The following is an 18,728-nucleotide window of genomic DNA, read 5'->3' on the forward strand; positions in this document are numbered from 1 at the left end:
TCAGCGCAACGCGACGCGCTGCACGCGAACGGTCGAGACGACCTCGCCGCGCCCGGGGATGACGGTGCCGTTCCCGCCGCGGGTCAGCCCGTCGGCCGCCGGTCCCTCGCCCGGCAGTACGTTTCCTGGCTCGACGGCGATCGCGTACATCCGGCGGAACCACGGCCAGCCGCTGCCGGCGTTGGCCTCGATCCACAGCCACGCCAGGGGATAGGTCTCGCGCGACCAGCTCAGCCGCATGCCGAATCCGTGGGTCGGGCTGGCGAACAGCACCGCGGGGTCTGTATCCGGGAACCCGGTGAGCGCGCCGAACAGGGCCTGTCGCGAGCCGGGGCCCGGCAGTGCGATGCTGCCGGGAACGGGGCCGGCGGGGAGGACCGAATCGGGGCGGCCGCAGACATCGGCGCCCGCCAGGGTGCCGGGTGCGCCGGCATCCGTCAGCAGCGTCGCGGCATCCGTCACGAGGTAGCTTCGCTCATCGAGGAACGGCGCGCCGAATGCCGGATGCTGCAGCATCCGCGCGCTGACGTCGTCGTCGGACAGGTTCCGCACGGTGTCGATCACCTCGACGGCGTCGCCGGAGACGTCGATGCGCCGGTGCAGTTCGAACGGCGCCGTGATCAGCCGCGCGGTCAGCTCAGCCGATGATTCGCTCGCCTCGACGACGTCCCACGCGGACAGTGCTGATTCGCCGTGGTAGCCCTGCAGCACGCCGTCGTGCACCCGCTCCGGGCCGGCATTGGGGGTGCAGAACTGCCACCCGCCGGGGTACCCCGTCGTCCACTGCGTCATGGAGTCGCCGCCGAACGCGGGTGGCGTGGTCGCGCCGGCAGTCGGCGAGACGCTGAGCGTGGGGATGCCGGTCTCCCGGTCGACGATCTGCACGATGTCGGCGCCGCGCTCAGGACGCACGGCGACTTCGAGCACGGAGGACCGCAGCGTGATCGGCATCGCTCAGCCCTGGAACAGCGCGACCGGCAGGCCGTGGGCGCCGTGCCCGTGGATCTCGAAGATCGACCCGGCGAGCGGATCGGCGTCGAGCCCCGCGGCGGCCGAGGTCACCCAGAGCCGGTCCAGCTGCGGGCCGACGAACGCGCACGAAGTGGGCTGGTCGGTGGGGATATCGACGGTGCGCAGTGTGCGGCCGGTCTCGGACAACTCGTGCACGGCCCGCCCCCCGTACTCCGCGAGCCAGATGTGGCCCTCGGCATCGATTGACAGACCGTCGGGGAACCCCACGAAGCCCTCGGCGAGCACCCGTCCCCGGTCGGTGACCGTGGCGGCGTCCGGATCGAAGTCGAAGGCGAGGACGAGCCGATCCTGAGTCTCGACGAGATACATCGTGCGGCCGTCGGGGCTCCAGCCGATGCCGTTCGGCTGGGTGAGGTCGGGCACCACCAGCTCGGCGGCGAGGTCGGTGCCGAGCCGCCACAGTCCGCCACGGCCGGCGGAGAAATCCATTGCGCAGCTGCCGGCCCAGTAGTTCCCCTGCGGGTCGACCTTGGCGTCGTTCATCCGGATCGGCGGGGCGAGCACGTCGACGGTGCTCGTGACCGCGCCGGCATCGTCGACCAGGGCGAAGCCCGACTCGACGGCGAGCACGAGCCCGCCGCCCGCGCGGGGCGCCGCTGCGCCCACCATCTCGGGGTAGTCGATCGTCGTGGTGGAGCCCGCGGAGTCCGTCCGGTGGATCTGCCGCCCGACGATGTCGACCCAGACCACGGACCCATCGCGCGGATCCCAGTACGGGCCCTCGCCGCACGCTGCGCGGGCGGGTACGACGACATCGATCCGGTCGGTCATGGGGGCTCCTCTTGTCGGTCTGCTACTCGGCGAAGAACGTCGGGTTCTCGGCCCGCAGGCGGGTGGTGTCCGTCAGGACCCGGGTGGAGTGCCGGGCGATGACCCGGATGCCGGTGTCCTCGTCCCTGTTCTTCAGCGCGTCGACGATCGCCTGATGCTCGGTGAGCAGCTCGGGATTGCCCAGCGCCGCGCTGAGGTTGAGCCGGCGCAGGCGGTCGAGCTGGATCTTCGTGCCGCGCACGACATCCCAGATCCGCGGCTTGCCGGCCAGGATGAAGACCGCCTGGTGCAGCTGCTCGTCGGTGTCGAAGAACCCCTCGAGGTCGCCGGCGGCCGCGGCCGCAGCGTTCGCGTCGCAGATCTCCTGGATGCGGGTGGTGTCGGGTGCGCCGTCGGCGATCGCCTGCTGGAATGCGCTGGTCTCGAGGGCGCGCCGGATGAACACAGCCTCCTCGACCTCGCGGAGCGAGATGGGTGCGACCTGACTGCCGACCTGCGGAACGATCGCGATGAGCCCGAGGTCGGAGAGACGGGTGAACGCCTCGCGGACCGGGGAGCGACTGACCTGCAGCGAGGCGGCGACGCCGGGCTCCGAGAGCGGGGTGCCAGGCGCGAGGCGGAGATGTCGGATCGATTCGCTCAAGGACTCGAAGACGGCGTCGGACATGCGATAGCGGGAGCGCGGCTGGGTGAGCGGCGAGAGCACCCCGGTGTACGTCGTTCCCGGTGCGCCGGCGGGCGATGGTGTCATTGTTCTCCTCCTCTCACCGAGTCTAGCTTGCGGACTAGTATACAAGCATGTAACTTGGTCCGACAAGGAGAGATATGAACCCGCGTACCGACGCCGAGCTCTTCGAGCTGATGAAGTCCACGTTGTACACCCCGGTGGTCGGCGACATCCTCGACGCCCTCGGACACACCCACCAGTTCCTCCCGCCGCAGATCCAGCCGATGAGGCCGCACATGAAGATCGCCGGGCGGGCGATGCCCGTCGTCGTTTCCGACGTCTACGGCCCGCAGAAGAAGCCGTTCGGGCACATGACCGAGGCGCTCGATCAGCTCGAACCGGGCGAGGTGTGGGTCGGCTCCCGCATCGTGCAGTCCGTGGCCATGTGGGGCGAGATGCTGACCGCCACCTCGCAGGGACGCGGTGCGGTCGGTGCCGTGGTGGACGGCTACCACCGTGACACCCCGCAGATTCTGGAACGTGACTTCCCCGTGTTCAGCTGGGGCGGCTATGCCCAGGACTCCTCGGTGCGCACCGCGGTGCGTGATTTCCGTGTGCCCGTCGAACTCGGCGGCGTGCGGATCGAGCCGGGCGATCTCGTCTTCGGCGACATGGACGGGGTGCTGGTCATCCCGCGCGCGGTGGAGGATGAGGTGATCGAGGCATCGCTCGCGAAGGCGAGCACGGAGAACCTCGTGGCCACCGCCATCGACCAGGGCATGAGCGCGACCGAGGCGTTCGCACGATTCGGCGTGCTGTGAGATTCACGGGCAGGAGAACAATGAGCAGTCACAAGGGCAAGGTCGTCATCGTCACCGGCGGGTCGGCCGGTATCGGCAGGGGGGCCGCGGAGGTGTTCGCGGCGGAGGGCGCGGCCGTGGTCGTGCACGGGCTGACGCAGCAGAACGTCGACGAGGCTGTGCAGGCGATCACTGCCTCGGGAGGCCTCGCCATCGGCGTGGCCGGTGATGTCGCGCTCGAGGCCACCCACCGGGCCGTCGTGGACGCCGCCATGAACCGCTTCGGACGGATCGATCACCTCGTCACCTCCGCCGGGATCCAGACCTACGGCGACGCCGCCGAGACGACGCCCGAGGACTTCGACCGAGTCTTCGCGGTCAACGTGCGCGGCGTGTTTCTCGCGGTGCACTGCGCGATCGCGGAGATCCGCAAGAACCGGGGCACGGTCACACTGATCTCCTCGGTGCAGGGCGTCGCCACGCAGAACAAAGTGGTGGGCTACACCTCCACCAAGGGTGCACTGAACGCGATGACCCGCGCGCTGGCGGTCGACGAGGCCGAGCACGGCGTGCGCGTCAACGCCATCCTGCCCGGGTCGATCGACACCCCCATGCTGCGCACGTCGGCCACGGAATGGTCCGACGGCACGGATGCCGGACAGGAGGCGGTCATCGCCGAGTGGGGGCGGATGCATCCGCTGGGCCGCGTCGGCAGGCCCTCCGAAGTCGGCGCCGTGTGCTCCTTCCTGGCCAGCGATGCCGCCAGCTTCGTCACCGGCGCCGAGCTGCGGGTCGACGGGGGTCTGCTGTCCCGCATCGCCGCAGCCCTGCCCGAGAAGTCCTGATCCTCCCGAACGAACGGAACGACCGATGATCCAGCTCAGTGAATTCCTCCCCCCTCGCCCGGCAGACGACTGGAAGCTGATCCGGCAGGCCGGGGTCGACAACGTCGTGGCCGCGCTCAACGGCGGTGAGCAGGACCAGCGCATGTTCGCCTCCGTCGGGAGCGCCGGATGGGAGATCGAGGACCGGGGCGACGTGCCGTGGAGCCTCGAGGCGCTGCGGCACAACAAGGAGCTCTACGAGCAGTGGGGATTCACCCTCATCGCCACCGAGGACACTGCGCCGATGGACAAGATCCGTCTCGGTCAGGACGGGCGCGATGAGCAGATCGACCAGTTCATCGAGCAGATCCGTGCGCTCGGCGCTCTGGGCGTCCCGACGATGGCCTACAACTGGATGGCCATCACCACCTGGGGACGCACCGAGACCGCGCTGCATGACCGCGCCGGCGCCCTGGTGACCGGGTACACCCGTGCCGTCCAGCAGGCCAAGCCCGCGCTCCTGCCGGAAGGCGAGGTCACTGCTGAGGACATGTGGTCGGCCCTGGAGTACTTCCTGAAGGCTGTCGTCCCCGAGGCGGAGAAGGCCGGCGTCCGTCTGGCGATGCACCCGGACGATCCGCCCCAGGCCATGGACCGCGGGGTGCCCCGGATCATGAGCTCGGTGGCCGACTTCCGTCGGCTGTTCGGCATCGTGCCCTCCGACTACAACGGCACGACGCTGTGCCAGGGCAACTTCGCGCTGATGCCGGAGATCATCTCGGGCGAGACCTCGATCCCCGAGGTCATCCGCGAGTTCGGCACGGCGAAGATCCCGTTCGTGCACTTCCGGGATGTGCGGGGCACCGTCGAGGAGTTCCGTGAGACCTTCCACGACGACGGCCAGACCGACATGCCCGCCTGCGTCGAGGCGTACCACGACATCGGGTTCGAGGGAGCGATGCGCCCCGACCACGTCCCGACGCTCGAAGGAGAGTCCAACGACGCTCCCGGCTACGAGATGCTCGGTCGTCTCTTCGCCATCGGCTACATCCGTGGCCTGGAGCAGTCCGCCTACGGGCATCCGTCCACCCGGCGGTGACGGCCGGCTATCCGAAGGACTGAACATGGCGACCCAGAGGTTTGGTTCGGTGGTCCGGCTGCGCCCCGAGAAGGCGGACGAGTATCTCGCTCTGCACGCGGATGCCTGGCCGGGCGTGCTCGAGCAGATCACTCGCAGCGGCATCCGCAACTACTCCATCTTCCTGCGCGACGGAATGCTGTTCTCGTACTTCGAGTACATCGGGGACGACTACGACGCCGACATGGCGGCGATGGCGGCCGACCCCGTCACGCAGAAGTGGTGGGAGCTCACCGACCCCTGTCAGCAGCCGGTCGAGACGGCTGATCCGGGCGAGAATTGGGCGCCGGCGGAGGAGATCTTCCACCTGGACTGATCTCAGCGCGCCGCGACCCCCGCTTTGCGCAGAGAGATGCCGATCCTGAGACCGACAGCCGTCCAGGCCACCGGCCCCAGCACCGCGATGATCAGGTAGACGATCCGCACCCAAAGATCGAGGGCGGCCATGTCGACGACGAACCACACCACGACGGCGACGAGCGCGCCGATGATCACAGCCGAGATGAAGAAGCGCCAGGCGCCCCAGGCGCGGTACCTGGTGAGGGCGGCGACGCCCTCCTGGATCGCGCCGAACAGCAGAGCTGTGCCGATGAAGCGCATCGCCCAGGCAGGATTGAACGCGCTCGAGATCAGCGCCGCGATCACGTGCGTCATCAGCGCGACGAGTGGCAGGCGCAGCACCTCCTGCGCGATGATTCCCGGCAGCACGTGCACGCCGAGGACGAGGCCGTAGATCATCGGAAGCGTGGGGATCACGACGGGCGTGACCCACCCGGCGATCCCGCCCAGGATGCCGGTGGCGACGCCGATCGCCGCGCAGACGAGCAGGGTGCGTGTGCTCAGCGCGGGTCGGGTGGCCATCGCTCCAGTTTACGGTCCTGGGCTGTGGAGAACGGCGGCCGGCGTCGGCGGCGGTGGCTACCCTGGAGGGATGCCGCAGCACACGCCCTCGTACGACGAGCCGCCGTACCCGGACGAGCCCTGGGGCGAGGCGGAGGAGCTCGACTGGATCCCGCCCGAGGACGGCTACGAGCCCCCGCTGGACTGGGGTCAGGGACCGATGACGCCGGTGTCCTCGCAGACCCCCGCATCCGCGTCCGCGCAGGGCCGTCCTGCGCCCAGCCGCTACCCGACCCCGCTCGACGCGCTGCGCACCGTGTTCGGCTACGACGCGTTCCGCGGCGATCAGGCCGCGATCGTCGAGCAGGTCGTCGCAGGCGGCGACGCCGTGGTTCTCATGCCCACCGGCGGCGGCAAGTCCATCACCTACCAGGTGCCCGCCCTGGTGCGCGAGGGGACAGGACTGGTGATCAGCCCGCTGATCGCGCTCATGCATGACCAGGTCGACGCTCTGCGCGCCAACGGCGTGAAGGCCGCCTACCTCAACTCCACCCAGTCGCTCGACGAGCGTCGCGCGGTCGAGCGCGACTACCTGGCCGGCGATCTCGACCTGATCTACGTCGCCCCCGAGCGGCTGTCCAGCCCGCAGACCACGGCGCTGCTGCAGCGCGGCGCGCTGAGCGTCATCGCGATCGACGAGGCGCACTGCGTGTCGCAGTGGGGCCACGACTTCCGGCCCGACTACCTGGCGCTGGGAGATCTGGCCGAGCGGTTCCCGGGGGTGCCGCGCATGGCGCTCACCGCCACCGCCACCCGCGCCACGCACCAGGAGATCACCGAGCGGCTGCACCTCGACGGGGCGAAGCACTTCGTCGCGAGCTTCGATCGTCCCAACATCCAGTACCGGATCGTGCCGAAGGTCGACCCGCGCAAGCAGCTGGTCGCGTTCATCCGGACGATGGCCGAGGCGGGGCCGGTGGCCGGCATCGTCTACGCGCTCAGCCGCAAGTCGGTCGAGCAGACCGCCGATCACCTGGTCACGCAGGGGTTCGATGCCCTGCCGTACCACGCGGGCCTGCCCGCCGAGGTGCGCGCGGCGAACCAGGCGCGCTTCCTCCGCGAGGAGGGTGTGGTCATGGTCGCGACGATCGCGTTCGGCATGGGCATCGACAAGCCCGATGTCCGGTTCGTGGCGCACATCGATCTGCCGAAGTCCGTCGAGGGGTACTACCAGGAGACCGGCCGCGCCGGCCGCGACGGCGAGCCGTCGGTGGCCTGGATGGCGTACGGCCTGGGCGATGTCGTGCAGCAGCGCCGCCTCATCGATCAGAGTCCCGGTGACCGCACCTTCAAGATGCGCATGGGGCAGCATCTCGACGCGATGCTCGCCCTGTGCGAGACCGTGCAGTGTCGCAGGCAGAACCTGCTCGGCTACTTCGGCCAGGACTCGCAGCCGTGCGGCAACTGCGACACCTGCCTCGAGGCGCCCGAGACCTTCGACGGCCTGATCCCCGCGCAGAAGCTGCTGTCCACCATCGTGCGGCTGAAGCGCGAGCGCAACCAGGCGTTCGGCGCCGGTCAGCTCATCGACATCCTGCGCGGCTCATCCACCGAGCGCATCCGCAAGTTCGGTCACGAGAGGATCGCCACCTACGGCATCGGCGCCGACCTGTCCGAGCAGGACTGGCGCAGCGTCGTGAGGCAGCTGCTGGCTCGAGGGATCCTCGTCGCACAGGGCGAGTACGGCACCCTCGCGCCGGGTGAGGCGGCCGGCGGAGTGCTGAAGGGCGAGACACCGGTGCCGCTGCGCAAGGACACGATCGGGCGCGTCTCGGTGGCGAAGACGCGCAAGTCCTCGGCATCCGATTCGCTGGATGCCGGGGATCGGCCGCTGTTCGACGCGCTGCGCGCCTGGCGCGCCGAGACTGCGCGCGAACAGGGCGTACCCGCCTACATCGTGTTCGGCGACGCGACGCTGCGCGCGCTGGCCGAGCACCGCCCGGCGTCCGCCTCCGCGCTCGACGGGATCACGGGCATCGGCGCGAAGAAGCGTGACGCCTACGGCGAGGCCGTGCTCGAGGTCATCGCCGCGAACTGACCGGCAGCGCGTACTCCTCGGCGTGCGCGTGCACGGTCGCCGACGCCCGCAGCAGCTTCGAGACCGGGCAGCGGGCGTGCGCGCGTTCGACCAGGTCCGCGGTCTGCTCGAGCGAGTACCCCTCGGCCGACAGGAACGCGTCGACGTGGAACTCGTAGCCGGGGCCGGGCTCGGCCGGGTGCAGCTCGACCTCGACCCGCACGGACGTCCGAACCTGCTCCAGCACCAGCACCTGGGCGGTGCCGTTCAGGCAGGTCGCCCATGCCAGCGCGAGCAGCTGCTCGGGGTTGGTGGCCGTCGGATCCGCGTCATCCGCGAGCGGCGAGGCGACCGCGACATCCAGTCCTCCCGGCACCCGGCTGCGCCCGTCGGCGTCGTTGATCGCTTCCGTCCGGTACCTGACCACCATGCTCCAACTGTAAGTGGATCGGGTGCGGAAGAGGCCGCTCGGCCGCCTCCCGTCGGGGCGGTCCTGAGAGGCGCCCCTCCCGGCGAACAGTGGGAAAAGTCCGGCTGACGTCCCTGGTCATTTCCGCCGTGCCGAGTTAGGTTCGGCACGTATTCATCTTCGAGAGGGGCGAGGCATGTACTACAGCACCGGAAACTACGAGGCGTTCGCGAGGCCGCGCAAGCCCGAGGGCGTCGATCGCAAGTCGGCCTGGTTCGTGGGCGCGGGCCTGGCGTCGATGTCATCCGCGCTGTTCATGATCCGTGACGGGCAGCTCAGCGGCGACCGGATCACCATCCTCGAGCGGCTGCCCCTTCCGGGTGGTGCGCTGGACGGCATCCGCAGGCCGAAGAAGGGCTTCGTGATCCGCGGTGGTCGCGAGATGGAAGACCACATGGAGTGTCTGTGGGACGCATTCCGCACCGTCCCCTCGCTCGAGATCGAGGGCGCCAGCGTGCTCGACGAGTTCTACTGGCTGAACAAGGACGACCCGAACTTCTCGCTGTGCCGCGTCACCGAGAGGCAGGGACAGGATGCCGGCACGCAGAACCGCTTCGCCCTTAGTGAGAAGGCGCAGCGCGAGGTGCTGCACGTCTTCCTCGCGACCCGCGAGGAGATGGAGGACAAGCGGATCGATGAGGTCTTCTCGGACGAGTTCCTGAAGAGCAACTTCTGGCTGTACTGGCGCACCATGTTCGCGTTCGAGGAGTGGCACTCGGCGCTGGAGATGAAGCTGTACCTGCACCGGTTCGTGCATCACATCGGCGGCCTTCCCGACCTGTCCGCACTGAAGTTCACCAAGTACAACCAGTACGAGTCGCTGGTGCTGCCGATGTACCGCTGGCTGCTCGATCAGGGCGTCACCTTCCACTTCGATACGCAGGTGACCGACATCGACTTCGAGATCACGGCGGAGTCGAAGTGGGCCACCCGCATCCGCTGGGTGCGCGACGGCGAGGAGGGCGGCGTCGATCTCGGCGCCGACGATCTCGTGCTCGCCACGATCGGCGGTCTCACCGAGAACTCGGATGAGGGCGATCAGCACACCGCCGCGAAGGTGGATGCCTCGCCGGCGGCGGGCTGGGCGCTGTGGCAGAACATCGCGGCGAAGGATGCCTCGTTCGGGCGGCCGGAGGTCTTCTGCGGCGACATCGAGAAGACCAAGTGGGAGTCGGCGACAGTGACCACGCTGGACCGCCGCATCCCGGAGTACATCCAACGGATCGCGCAGCGCGATCCGTTCAGCGGGAAGGTCGTCACCGGCGGCATCGTCACGGCGCGCGACTCGTCGTGGTTGATGAGCTGGACGGTCAACCGGCAGCCGCATTTCAAGAACCAGCCCGCAGATCAGATCGTGGTCTGGGTGTACGGGCTGTTCGTCGACGTGCCCGGCGACTACACCGGCAAGACGCTGCAGGAGTCCACGGGTGAGGAGATCACCCGCGAGTGGCTGTACCACCTGGGTGTTCCGGTCGATCAGATCGATGAACTCGCCCGCGACGCGGCCACGGCCGTGCCGGTGATGATGCCCTACGTGACCTCCTTCTTCATGCCGCGCAAGGCCGGCGACCGGCCGGACGTGGTGCCCGAGGGGGCGCAGAACTTCGCGTTCATCGGCCAGTTCGCCGAGACCACCCGGGACTGCATCTTCACCACCGAGTACTCGGTGCGCACCGGGATGGAGGCCGCCTATCGGCTGCTCGGCGTGGAGCGCGGCGTGCCGGAGGTGTTCGGCTCGACCTACGACATCCGATCGCTGCTGAACGCGACGAGCCGGATGCGGGACGGCGCCGACGTGAGTCTGCCCGGCCCCGCCATCCTGCGGAACCGACTGTTCGCCAAGCTGGACGGCACGCAGATCGGCGAGCTGCTCACCGACTTCGGGTTCATCCCCGAGCACGGTGGCACCCGTCGCCGCGAGCGGGCGGACGACGCGATCGAGTGAGCGCGGCGCAGCCGCGCGGGCAGGACCGGGTGTGGGGTCGCGACAACGCCGGGGGAGCAGGGTGCGTCATTCGATTGGGGATGTTCCACAGCGCAGTTCCTCGAGTGTTGTCGTAGACCTACCATCGAAGCAGCCCCAGACTCCCTCTCGAGAGGATCCCCCATGGTCGACGCCGCCGTTCGCACCACCACCCCCGCCCCGCAACTCGATGTCGATCGCCTGAACGAACTGCTCATGGGCACGTGGGCCGACACCCGCCGTGAGTCCCGTGAACTGATCAAGGACTCGGCGTTCTGGCGCGATGACTCACTCGGCAAGGACGAGCACCGCGAGCGCGTGCTCACCCAGATGCACCTGCTCGTCGAGAACAAGGCCGTGCACCGCGCGTTCCCGAAGGAGTTCGGCGGCGCGGAGAACAACGGCGCGAACATCGCCGGCTTCGAGGAACTCGTCGCCGCCGACCCCAGCCTGCAGATCAAGTCGGGCGTGCAGTGGGGGCTGTTCGGATCGGCCGTGCTGCAGCTCGGCACCGCCGAGCACCACAGGAAGTGGCTGCCCGGGATCATGGACCTCTCCATCCCCGGCGCGTTCGCGATGACCGAGATCGGGCACGGATCGGATGTCGCGGCCGTCGGCACGACGGCGACGTACGATCCCGAGACCGAGGAGTTCGTCATCAACACGCCGTTCCGAGCGGCGACGAAGGAGTTCCTCGGCAACGCGGCCCTGCACGGCGTCGCCGCGACGGTCTTCGCGCAGCTGATCACGAACGGCGTGAACCACGGTGTGCACTGCTTCTACGTGCCGCTGCGCTCCGTCGGCGAAAACGGTGAGGACGGTGCCGACCTGCCCGGCATCGGTCGTGAGGACGACGGCCTGAAGGGCGGCCTGAACGGCATCGACAACGGCCGGCTCAGCTTCGACCACGTGCGCATCCCGCGCACCAACCTGCTGAACAAGTACGGCGACGTCGCCGCGGACGGCACCTACACCAGCTCGATCGACAGCCCAGGACGACGCTTCTTCACGATGCTCGGCACCCTGGTGCAGGGTCGCGTCTCGCTCGACGGCGCCTCGTCGTGGGCATCTGCTCTCGGTCTGAAGATCGCGATCACCTACGCCACCCAGCGCCGCCAGTTCGACGGTGCAGACGGGCAGGAGGTCGTGCTGCTCGACTACGGCAAGCACCAGCGCCGCTTGCTGCCGCGCCTGGCCACCACCTACGCGCAGATCTTCGCGCACGACGAGTTCCTGCAGAAGTTCGACGGCGTGTTCTCGGGCCGCACCGACACCCCGACCGACCGCGAAGACCTCGAGACCCTGGCCGCCGCGCTCAAGCCGCTGTCCACCTGGCACGCGCTGGACACGCTGCAGGAGGCCCGCGAGGCCTGCGGCGGTGCGGGCTTCATGTTCGAGAACCGCCTGGTCGGACTGCGTGCCGACCTCGACATCTACGTCACCTTCGAGGGCGACAACAACATCCTGCTGCAGCTGGTCGGCAAGCGCCTGCTCACCGACTACGCCAAGCAGTTCAAGGGCAAGGATGCCGCGGCGCTGGCCAAGTACGCGGTCGGTCAGACCGCGGGCAAGGTGTTCCACGGTGCCGGCCTTCGCGCCCTCGGCCAGGCGGTCGCCGACCTCGGCTCCACGGCCCGCTCGGTCGAGCTGGGCCTGCGCGAGGAGCAGCAGCACGAGCTGCTGACCGAGCGTGTGCAGCAGATGGTCGCCGACATCGCCGGCCGCCTCCGCCCCGCAGGAAAGGACAAGGTTCTCGGCGAGAAGCTGTTCAACGAGAACCAGGCCGAGCTCATCGAAGCAGCCAGGGCGCATGGCGAGCTGCTGCAGTGGGAGGCGTTCACCGACGCCGTGCACAAGGTCGAGGACGCCGAGACCAAGAAGGTGCTCACCTGGCTGCGCGACCTGTTCGGTCTGCAGCTGATCGAGAAGCACCTCGCCTGGCACCTGATCAACGGTCGACTGTCCACCCAGCGCGCCGCCGCGGTGTCGAGCTACATCGACCGGCTCTGCGCGCGACTGCGCCCCTACGCGCTCGACCTCGTGGACGCGTTCGGCTACGAGCCCGAGCACCTGCGCGCTCCGATCGCCTCGGGCATCGAGCAGCAGCGGCAGGACGAGGCCCGTGCGCACTACGCCGCGCTGAAGGCTTCGGGGCAGGCGCCGATCTCGGAGAAGGAGCTGCGCAAGCAGCAGAAGAAGGCCTGACCGCCTGCGCTTCGTCTCGCTTCGCGGATCCTGAGCGAGCGGAGCGAGACGAAGGGCGCTCAACGACCGGGGTGGCACCCGGCCGTTGAGCGAGGAGCGCAGCGACGAGACGGAACGTCGCAACGCGAGCGATCAGTCGAAGTACACCACCGCGTCCGCGTGCAGCGCGGCCAGCAGCGCGGGGTCGTACTCGGCCTGCTCTCCCGGCGTGTAGACGACGTCGATGAGCGTCCCGGTGTACGGGAAGTCGCCGTGCCGTTCGTGCACAGCCCAGCTCACCGGACCACCGCTGTTGCGGCCGACGTCGATGCCCGAGAACGGCGCCATTCCGACCAGCATCCGCACGCCGTCGAGCCGCGCGCGCTCGACGCCGTCGATCGCGACGGCGACGTCCCAGCGGAACTCGGGGCGCCAGGTGAATCGCGCGGTGACCAGATGCGCTCCCGGCGGCAGCACATCGGTCGCCGCCTCGAAAAGCCGGCCGTACTCGTTGTACGACAGGTGCACCCGTCCGGCCTCGATCCGCACCGCGTACCCGCCGCCCTGGTCGCCGTGCGCGAACAGGATGCCCGCATCCGTCGCGCTGTGGTCGACGCTCACGTCCACCGTGAACGAGCGCAGGTTCACCAATGCCGATGACCGGTGCCGTTCCAGTTTCGGCGTACCGGGCAGCAGCCGCACCGGCTGCGCGAAGGCGCCCTCCTCCGGCCGCCGCCACGGCGTGGACGCGGCGCCGAGCGGGAACACCGTGTTGCGCCAGGCGGCGTGCTCCCAGGCATCCGCGAGCTCTCGCACCCGCTCGGGATGCTGCGCGCTCACGTCGTGCAGTTCGTTCGGATCGTCGCCCACGTCGTACAGTCGCCACTCTCCGTCATCGAACGGTGTGCCGCGGTCGTGGTCGGTGAGCAGCTTCCAGCCGTCTCGGTAGAACCCGCGGTTCCCGCCGAACTCGGCGTACTGCTCACGGCGGGTGCCGGGGCCGTCGGCGCGCACCACCTCGCCGAAGCCGATGCCGTCGATCGGCTGCGCAGGCAGATTGTGCCGCACACCCGGATGCTTCACGCCGGCCAGGTCCAGCAGGGTCGGCAGCACGTCCGTGACGTACTGGAACTGCTGGCGGACGCCGGTGTCGCCCTCGGCACGGGGCAGCCCCTTCGGCCAGCTCAGCAGGAACGGCACGCGCACGCCGCCCGCATAGGTCTGCCCCTTGAAGAACCGGAACGGGGTGTTGGATGCCAGCGCCCAGCCGCGCGGGTAGTGCGCCATCGCCTGCGGACCGCCGAGCGTGTCGAGGTCGCGCGGGACATCCGGATCCCAGTCCGCGGGCAGGCCCGGCACGTGCACGAATCGGCTGAAGTACGACCTGGTGCCCTCCGCACCGCCCTCGGCGGTGCCGCCGTTGTCGCTGGTGACCACGACGATCGTGTTGTCGAGGTCGCCGGTCTCCTCCAGCGCGCTGAACAGCCGGTCGAGGTTGTCGTCGATGCTCGACACCATGGCGGCGTACACCTCCATGTGCCGGGCGTACAGCTCCTGGGTCTGCTCGTCCAGCTCGCCCCATGCGGGCACTTCGTACCCCGGGGCGGCGGTGCGGTCGGGCAGGGGCAGGTCGCCGGGGAACAGCCCGTCCTGCTTCTGCCTGGCCAGTCTCGCCTCGCGGATGCGGTCCCACCCCGCGGCGTAGCGACCGCGGTGCCGTGCCAGGTCGGCCGGCTTGGCCGCGAGCGGGCCGTGCATCGCCGTGTGCGCGAAGTAGAGGAAGAAAGGCTTCTCGGAGTCGTTCGCGCGCAGCCCCTTGACCATCGAGATCGCCTGGTCCGTGTAATCATCGGTCAGGTAGTACGGATCGCCGGTGAGCGTGGCGGGGTCGACCGGCGAGTTGTCGCGGATGATGCGGTTCGGGTGGAAGAAGCTGTTCAGCCCTTCCAGGGAGCCGTAATAGCGGTCGAACCCGCGCTGCAGCGGCCAGGTGCTCTTGTCGGCGGCGTCGTTCATCAGGGCGTCGCGGGTGAGATGCCACTTTCCGACCATGTAGGTCGCCCAGCCGGCATCCCGCAGGATCTCCGGCAGCGTGAGCACGTCCTCGTCGATCTCCAGGCGCAGGTTGGGGAACCCCGGGTCGGAGTTCGCGACGCTCGCGAACCCCGCGCGGTGCGGGTTGAGTCCTGTCAGCAGGGCGGCTCTGGCGGGGGAGCACACCGGTGTGGTGTGGTAGTTCACCAGCCGCACGCCGGTCTCGGCGATGCGGTCCAGCGCCGGGGTCGCGATCTCGGAGCCGTACGGCCCGAGATCGCTGAAGCCGAGGTCGTCGATGAGCACGACGACGATGTTCGGAGCACCGGCCGGCGCGGTGTTCCGCTTCGGCCAGGCCGGGCGCGAGTCGGCGACGGTGCGCCCGATCGGCCCCGGATGCCGGTCGTAGCCGCGGGCGTGCTCGGGGATGCCGGATGCCGCGCTCACTCCTGCGCCTCGGCGATCGCGTCGTTGTAGCGGGTGTCGAAGGTCTCGGTCACATCCGGGGCCTTCGGGAACAGGCCCAGCGCGGCGTAGGCGTCGGCCTGCTTCTGCTGGCTCTTCGCGAAGTCGTCGCCGAGCGGGACCGGGCGGAAGTCCTCGCGCTTCACGATCGCGGTGGCCACCGGCGCGGGCAGCCCCGTGGTCTGGGCGTACACCTTCGCCCATTCCTCCTTGTGCGCCTTCGCCCAGGCGTGCGCACGGTTCAGTCGCAGGAGGTAGTCCTCGATCGCGGCGGCCTTGTCCTTGTCGGCGAGTGCCGCGTCGGTGGCGACGGTGATGGTCCAGTCCTCGAGCAGCCCCTCGGCGGTGCCGACGGTCTTCGCGCCCCCGGCCACGGCGATCGCCCGCTGCGGACCGAGCAGGGCCGCGGCATCGACGTCTCCGTTCTGCAGCGCGGTGAGTGCGTCGACAGGGGAGAGGTTGACCGGTGAGATCTCGTCGTATGCGAGCCCGCTGTCGTCGAGGATATTGATCAGCGAGTACTGCAGCGTGGTGCCCTGCAGGGTCGCGACCTTCTTGCCCTTCAGGTCGTCGACGTCGTCGATGGCGGAGTCGGCCGGCACGACGATCTCGACCAGGCTCCCCTTCGTGGGGCTGGAGTCAGCGGAGGCGACGATGTGCGCCTCGACGCCGCCGAGCTGTCCGAAGATCATCGGGGTGTCGGCCATGCTCACGATGTCGATCTGCTTCGACGGCACCGCTTCGAGCGCTGCGGGGCCGGAGTCGAACAGCGCGGTGCTGATCGTGTAGTCGAGGTCGTCGTCCTCGCCGGCGGCGTGCAGCAGAGCCTCGTCGACCTTCGCCTGACCGAGTTGGCCGACGTTGAGGGTCACGGCGTCCGTGTCCGACCCGGAGTCGGCGGATGCTGCGGCGCAGCCGGCGAGGGTCACGCCGAGCAGCGCGAGTGCGGCGGCCGGCAGCAGGCGGGTGGTGCGGGGGATTGTCATGGTTCTCGTCCTTCGCGATGGTGTGGCGGGTCAGTGATCGTCGTCGGCGACGCCGAGTTCGGTGAGCAGGCGGGAACGGAGCGCGGCGAACCGGGGTTCGCCGCGTCGGCCCTCGGCTGGCAGCTCGACGGACAGGTCGAGCGAGAGGGCTCCGTCGGTGAGCACGATGACGCGATCGGCGAGCAGGATCGCCTCATCCACGTCGTGCGTCACGAGCAGAACGGCGGGAGCGTGCTCGGCGATCAGAGTGCGCAGCAGACGGTGCATGTGGATGCGGGTGAGCGCATCGAGTGCGCCGAACGGCTCGTCCATCAGCAGCAGCGACGGCGACCGCACCAGTGCTCTGGCGAGGGCCGCGCGCTGCGCCTCGCCTCCGGAGAGCGTCTTGGGCCAGACATCCTTCCGCTCGGCGAGGCCGACGGCGTCGAGCAGGCCGTCGGCGCGCTCGCGCGCCGCGCGCCCGGCCTCGCCGCGCGCCGGGAGGCCGAGCAGCACGTTGTCGCGCACCTTCGCCCAGGGCAGCAGCCGGGAATCCTGGAACGCGATCGACGGCAGCCGTGGGGCGATCAGCTCGCCGGTGTAGTCGTGGTCGAGCCCGGCGAGGATGCGCAGCAGTGTCGACTTGCCCGACCCCGACCGGCCGAGCAGTGCGACGAACTCGCCGCGCCGGATGTCCAGGTCGATGCTGTGCAGCACGCCGCGCCCGTCGAAGCTGCGGGCGACGCCGCGCACCTGCACGACTGGTGCAGCGTCCGCGACGGTGATCGCCGCGGGGGATGGGGTCACAGTGTCGGTTGCGGTCACAGTGTCGATCGCCATGTCAGCGACTTCCTCTCGATGAAGCGGACGAGGGTGTCGGAGGTGAGTCCGAGCAGGGCGTACAGCACCAGTCCGACGACGATCACGTCGGTCTGACTCAGGCCGCGGGCCTGCATCATCAGGAACCCGATGCCGCTGGAGGCGTTGATCTGCTCGGAGACGACGAGCACCAGCCAGGCGATCGAGACCGCGAATCGCAGACCCGTGAAGAAGTTCGGCAGCGCGCCGGGCAGCACGATCCTGCGGATGATCGCGAGCGGCGAGAGCCCGAGAGTGCGGGCGAGGTCGATGTACTTCGCATCGACCCCGCGGATGCCTGCGTAGGTGTTCAGATACACCGGGAAGGTGACGGCGAGGGCGACGAGGAACACCTTGACCTCCTCACCGATGCCGAACCAGATGATCGCCAGCGGCAGCAGCGCGAGGATCGGCATCGCGCGGATCATCTGCAGGTTCGCGTCGAGCAGGATCTGCCCCAGCGCGAACAGGCCGGTGGCGACGGCGAGCAGCACCCCGATCACGATCCCCAGCGCCAGGCCGATCAGCGCGCGCTGCAGGGACACCAGCAGATGCTGGCCGAGTTCACCAGAGGAGATGAGACGGAATGCCGCGTCCCCGACCGCGGCAGGACCGGGGAAGACCCTGGCGGACAGCAGGCCGGACCAGCTGGCGACGGCCCAGACCGCCAGTAGCAGCAGCGGACCGACCCAGCGCAGCCTGGCGGCATCGATCCGTGGCCGGCGGACGGGGATGGTCGTGCGTGTGATGCGGTCGTCGATGCCGGGCCGGAGCGATCCATCAGCCGGCGGGGAGGCCGTGGGGAGCGGAGCAGCGGTTGTCATGGCGGTATTCAGGCAGACCGCGATGACCGTGTCATCCGTCGCCTGTCACACGACGTCGGACGCGTTCACATTCCGGGCGGCTCCGTCATCCGGCCCGACGCACACCGTCATCCACGTACACATGGTGGATCACGGGCAGGTCGTGGAGTACCTTCTGCGCGCACGACCGGCGACGTGGACGGCCGCCCCGAGCCGGTGTCTGCGGCTCCCGATACCGTGGTGTGCATGGCATCCCTTCTCACCGCGGCCGACGGGCGCGCCCGCTGCGCCTGGGTCGGCGACGACGACGAATATCGGCGCTACCACGACGAGGAGTGGGGCGTCCCGCTGCACGGTGACCGCGCGCTTTTCGAGAAGATGTCGCTCGAGGGCTTCCAGGCGGGCCTCAGCTGGATCACCATCCTGCGCAAGCGTCCGCGCTTCCGCGAGGTGTTCGCCGGTTTCGACCCGGCGCTCGTCGCCCGGTTCGGCGACGACGACGTCGAGCGGCTGATGAAGGATGCCGGGATCGTGCGCAACCGGGCGAAGATCGATGCCGTGATCGGCAACGCCGCCCTCGTCGACACCATGGCCGACGGAGAGCTCGACGAGCTGATGTGGTCCTTCGCCCCGCCTTCCGCCCCTGCGCGGCCCGTCGACATGTCCGAAGTGCCCGCGACGATTCCGGCATCCGTCGCCCTCAGCAAAGAACTGCGCAGACGCGGATTCCGCTTCGTCGGCCCGACCACGATGTACGCGCTGATGCAGTCGGCCGGCATGGTCGACGACCATCTGCAGGGGTGCTGGCGGGTTCCTTCCTGAGAGATGCGCATGGGGA

General features: G+C 69.2%; 17 protein-coding genes. 8 read left to right on the forward strand and 9 right to left on the reverse strand.

Translation table 11 applies throughout. The features are described from left to right. From ACFVDO_RS17570 to ACFVDO_RS17580, 3 genes are read right to left on the reverse strand one after another with little or no spacing between them, the layout of a single operon-like run. A complete protein-coding gene (locus ACFVDO_RS17570) occupies positions 1-951 on the reverse strand; it encodes a DUF4432 family protein (RefSeq protein ID WP_378858975.1) in 951 nt (316 codons plus the stop codon). Positions 952-954: 3 nt separating this feature from the next. Beyond that, the gene (locus tag ACFVDO_RS17575; RefSeq protein WP_378858976.1) at positions 955-1,803 is read right to left on the reverse strand and encodes an SMP-30/gluconolactonase/LRE family protein; all 849 of its coding nucleotides are present in this window, start codon (positions 1,801-1,803) and stop codon (positions 955-957) included. 22 nt (positions 1,804-1,825) lie between these two features. Continuing rightward, positions 1,826-2,554: a GntR family transcriptional regulator gene (locus ACFVDO_RS17580; protein WP_378858977.1), complete on the reverse strand. Its 729-nt coding sequence runs from the start codon at positions 2,552-2,554 to the stop codon at positions 1,826-1,828. A gap of 74 nt (positions 2,555-2,628) precedes the next feature. Between ACFVDO_RS17580 and ACFVDO_RS17585 the strand changes: the two genes are divergently transcribed. From ACFVDO_RS17585 to ACFVDO_RS17600, 4 genes are read left to right on the forward strand one after another with little or no spacing between them, the layout of a single operon-like run. Further along, positions 2,629-3,291, forward strand: a complete 663-nt coding sequence (locus ACFVDO_RS17585; RefSeq protein WP_378858978.1) for an RraA family protein — start codon at positions 2,629-2,631, stop codon at positions 3,289-3,291. A gap of 20 nt (positions 3,292-3,311) precedes the next feature. Further along, positions 3,312-4,115, forward strand: coding sequence for an SDR family NAD(P)-dependent oxidoreductase (locus tag ACFVDO_RS17590; protein WP_378858979.1), 804 nt, complete (start codon positions 3,312-3,314; stop codon positions 4,113-4,115). 25 nt (positions 4,116-4,140) lie between these two features. Then, positions 4,141-5,193, forward strand: coding sequence for a mannonate dehydratase (locus ACFVDO_RS17595; RefSeq protein ID WP_378858980.1), 1,053 nt, complete (start codon positions 4,141-4,143; stop codon positions 5,191-5,193). A 25-nt stretch (positions 5,194-5,218) separates the two neighbouring features. Next, entirely contained in the window at positions 5,219-5,548 is a 330-nt protein-coding gene (locus tag ACFVDO_RS17600; RefSeq protein ID WP_378858981.1) for an L-rhamnose mutarotase, read from the forward strand. A 2-nt stretch (positions 5,549-5,550) separates the two neighbouring features. On the opposite strand, the gene ACFVDO_RS17605 is transcribed toward ACFVDO_RS17600, so the two are convergent. Beyond that, on the reverse strand, positions 5,551-6,093 hold the full coding sequence (locus ACFVDO_RS17605; protein ID WP_378858982.1) for an ECF transporter S component: 543 nt from the start codon (positions 6,091-6,093) through the stop codon (positions 5,551-5,553). Between the two features lie 70 nt (positions 6,094-6,163). On the opposite strand from ACFVDO_RS17605, the gene recQ reads away from it, so the two are divergent. Continuing rightward, the gene (recQ, locus tag ACFVDO_RS17610) at positions 6,164-8,170 is read left to right on the forward strand and encodes a DNA helicase RecQ (RefSeq protein WP_378858983.1); all 2,007 of its coding nucleotides are present in this window, start codon (positions 6,164-6,166) and stop codon (positions 8,168-8,170) included. Here the strand turns inward: recQ and ACFVDO_RS17615 are convergent. Continuing rightward, complete coding sequence (locus tag ACFVDO_RS17615) at positions 8,154-8,579, reverse strand: OsmC family protein (protein WP_378858984.1); 426 nt, start codon at positions 8,577-8,579, stop codon at positions 8,154-8,156. The genes recQ and ACFVDO_RS17615 overlap by 17 nt on opposite strands. 175 nt (positions 8,580-8,754) lie before the next feature. Between ACFVDO_RS17615 and ACFVDO_RS17620 the strand changes: the two genes are divergently transcribed. After that, positions 8,755-10,563, forward strand: coding sequence for an oleate hydratase (locus ACFVDO_RS17620; protein ID WP_378858985.1), 1,809 nt, complete (start codon positions 8,755-8,757; stop codon positions 10,561-10,563). Between the two features lie 162 nt (positions 10,564-10,725). Continuing rightward, positions 10,726-12,786 (forward strand): acyl-CoA dehydrogenase, encoded by a 2,061-nt coding sequence (locus ACFVDO_RS17625; RefSeq protein WP_378858986.1) that lies wholly within the window; start codon positions 10,726-10,728, stop codon positions 12,784-12,786. Positions 12,787-12,918: 132 nt separating this feature from the next. Here the strand turns inward: ACFVDO_RS17625 and ACFVDO_RS17630 are convergent, their stop codons facing one another. Genes ACFVDO_RS17630 through ACFVDO_RS17645 form a run of 4 tightly spaced genes read right to left on the reverse strand, consistent with a single transcriptional unit; the run spans position 12,919 to position 17,911 of the window. After that, the gene (locus tag ACFVDO_RS17630; RefSeq protein WP_378858987.1) at positions 12,919-15,246 is read right to left on the reverse strand and encodes an arylsulfatase; all 2,328 of its coding nucleotides are present in this window, start codon (positions 15,244-15,246) and stop codon (positions 12,919-12,921) included. Next, entirely contained in the window at positions 15,243-16,250 is a 1,008-nt protein-coding gene (locus tag ACFVDO_RS17635) for a PhnD/SsuA/transferrin family substrate-binding protein (RefSeq protein ID WP_378858988.1), read from the reverse strand. Before ACFVDO_RS17635 ends, ACFVDO_RS17630 begins: the two co-directional genes overlap by 4 nt. A gap of 30 nt (positions 16,251-16,280) precedes the next feature. Then, the gene (locus ACFVDO_RS17640) at positions 16,281-17,069 is read right to left on the reverse strand and encodes an ABC transporter ATP-binding protein (protein ID WP_378858989.1); all 789 of its coding nucleotides are present in this window, start codon (positions 17,067-17,069) and stop codon (positions 16,281-16,283) included. After that, positions 17,051-17,911 carry an ABC transporter permease gene (locus ACFVDO_RS17645; protein WP_378858990.1) on the reverse strand — a complete coding sequence of 287 codons (861 nt, stop codon included), beginning with the start codon at positions 17,909-17,911 and terminating at the stop codon, positions 17,051-17,053. Before ACFVDO_RS17645 ends, ACFVDO_RS17640 begins: the two co-directional genes overlap by 19 nt. A 225-nt stretch (positions 17,912-18,136) precedes the next feature. Between ACFVDO_RS17645 and ACFVDO_RS17650 the strand changes: the two genes are divergently transcribed. Continuing rightward, the gene (locus tag ACFVDO_RS17650; RefSeq protein ID WP_378858991.1) at positions 18,137-18,712 is read left to right on the forward strand and encodes a DNA-3-methyladenine glycosylase I; all 576 of its coding nucleotides are present in this window, start codon (positions 18,137-18,139) and stop codon (positions 18,710-18,712) included. Positions 18,713-18,728: the final 16 nt, after the last annotated feature.

Origin of the sequence: Microbacterium sp. NPDC057741 (assembly GCF_042798735.1) — a bacterium.
Classification (GTDB): Bacteria; Actinomycetota; Actinomycetes; order Actinomycetales; family Microbacteriaceae; genus Microbacterium.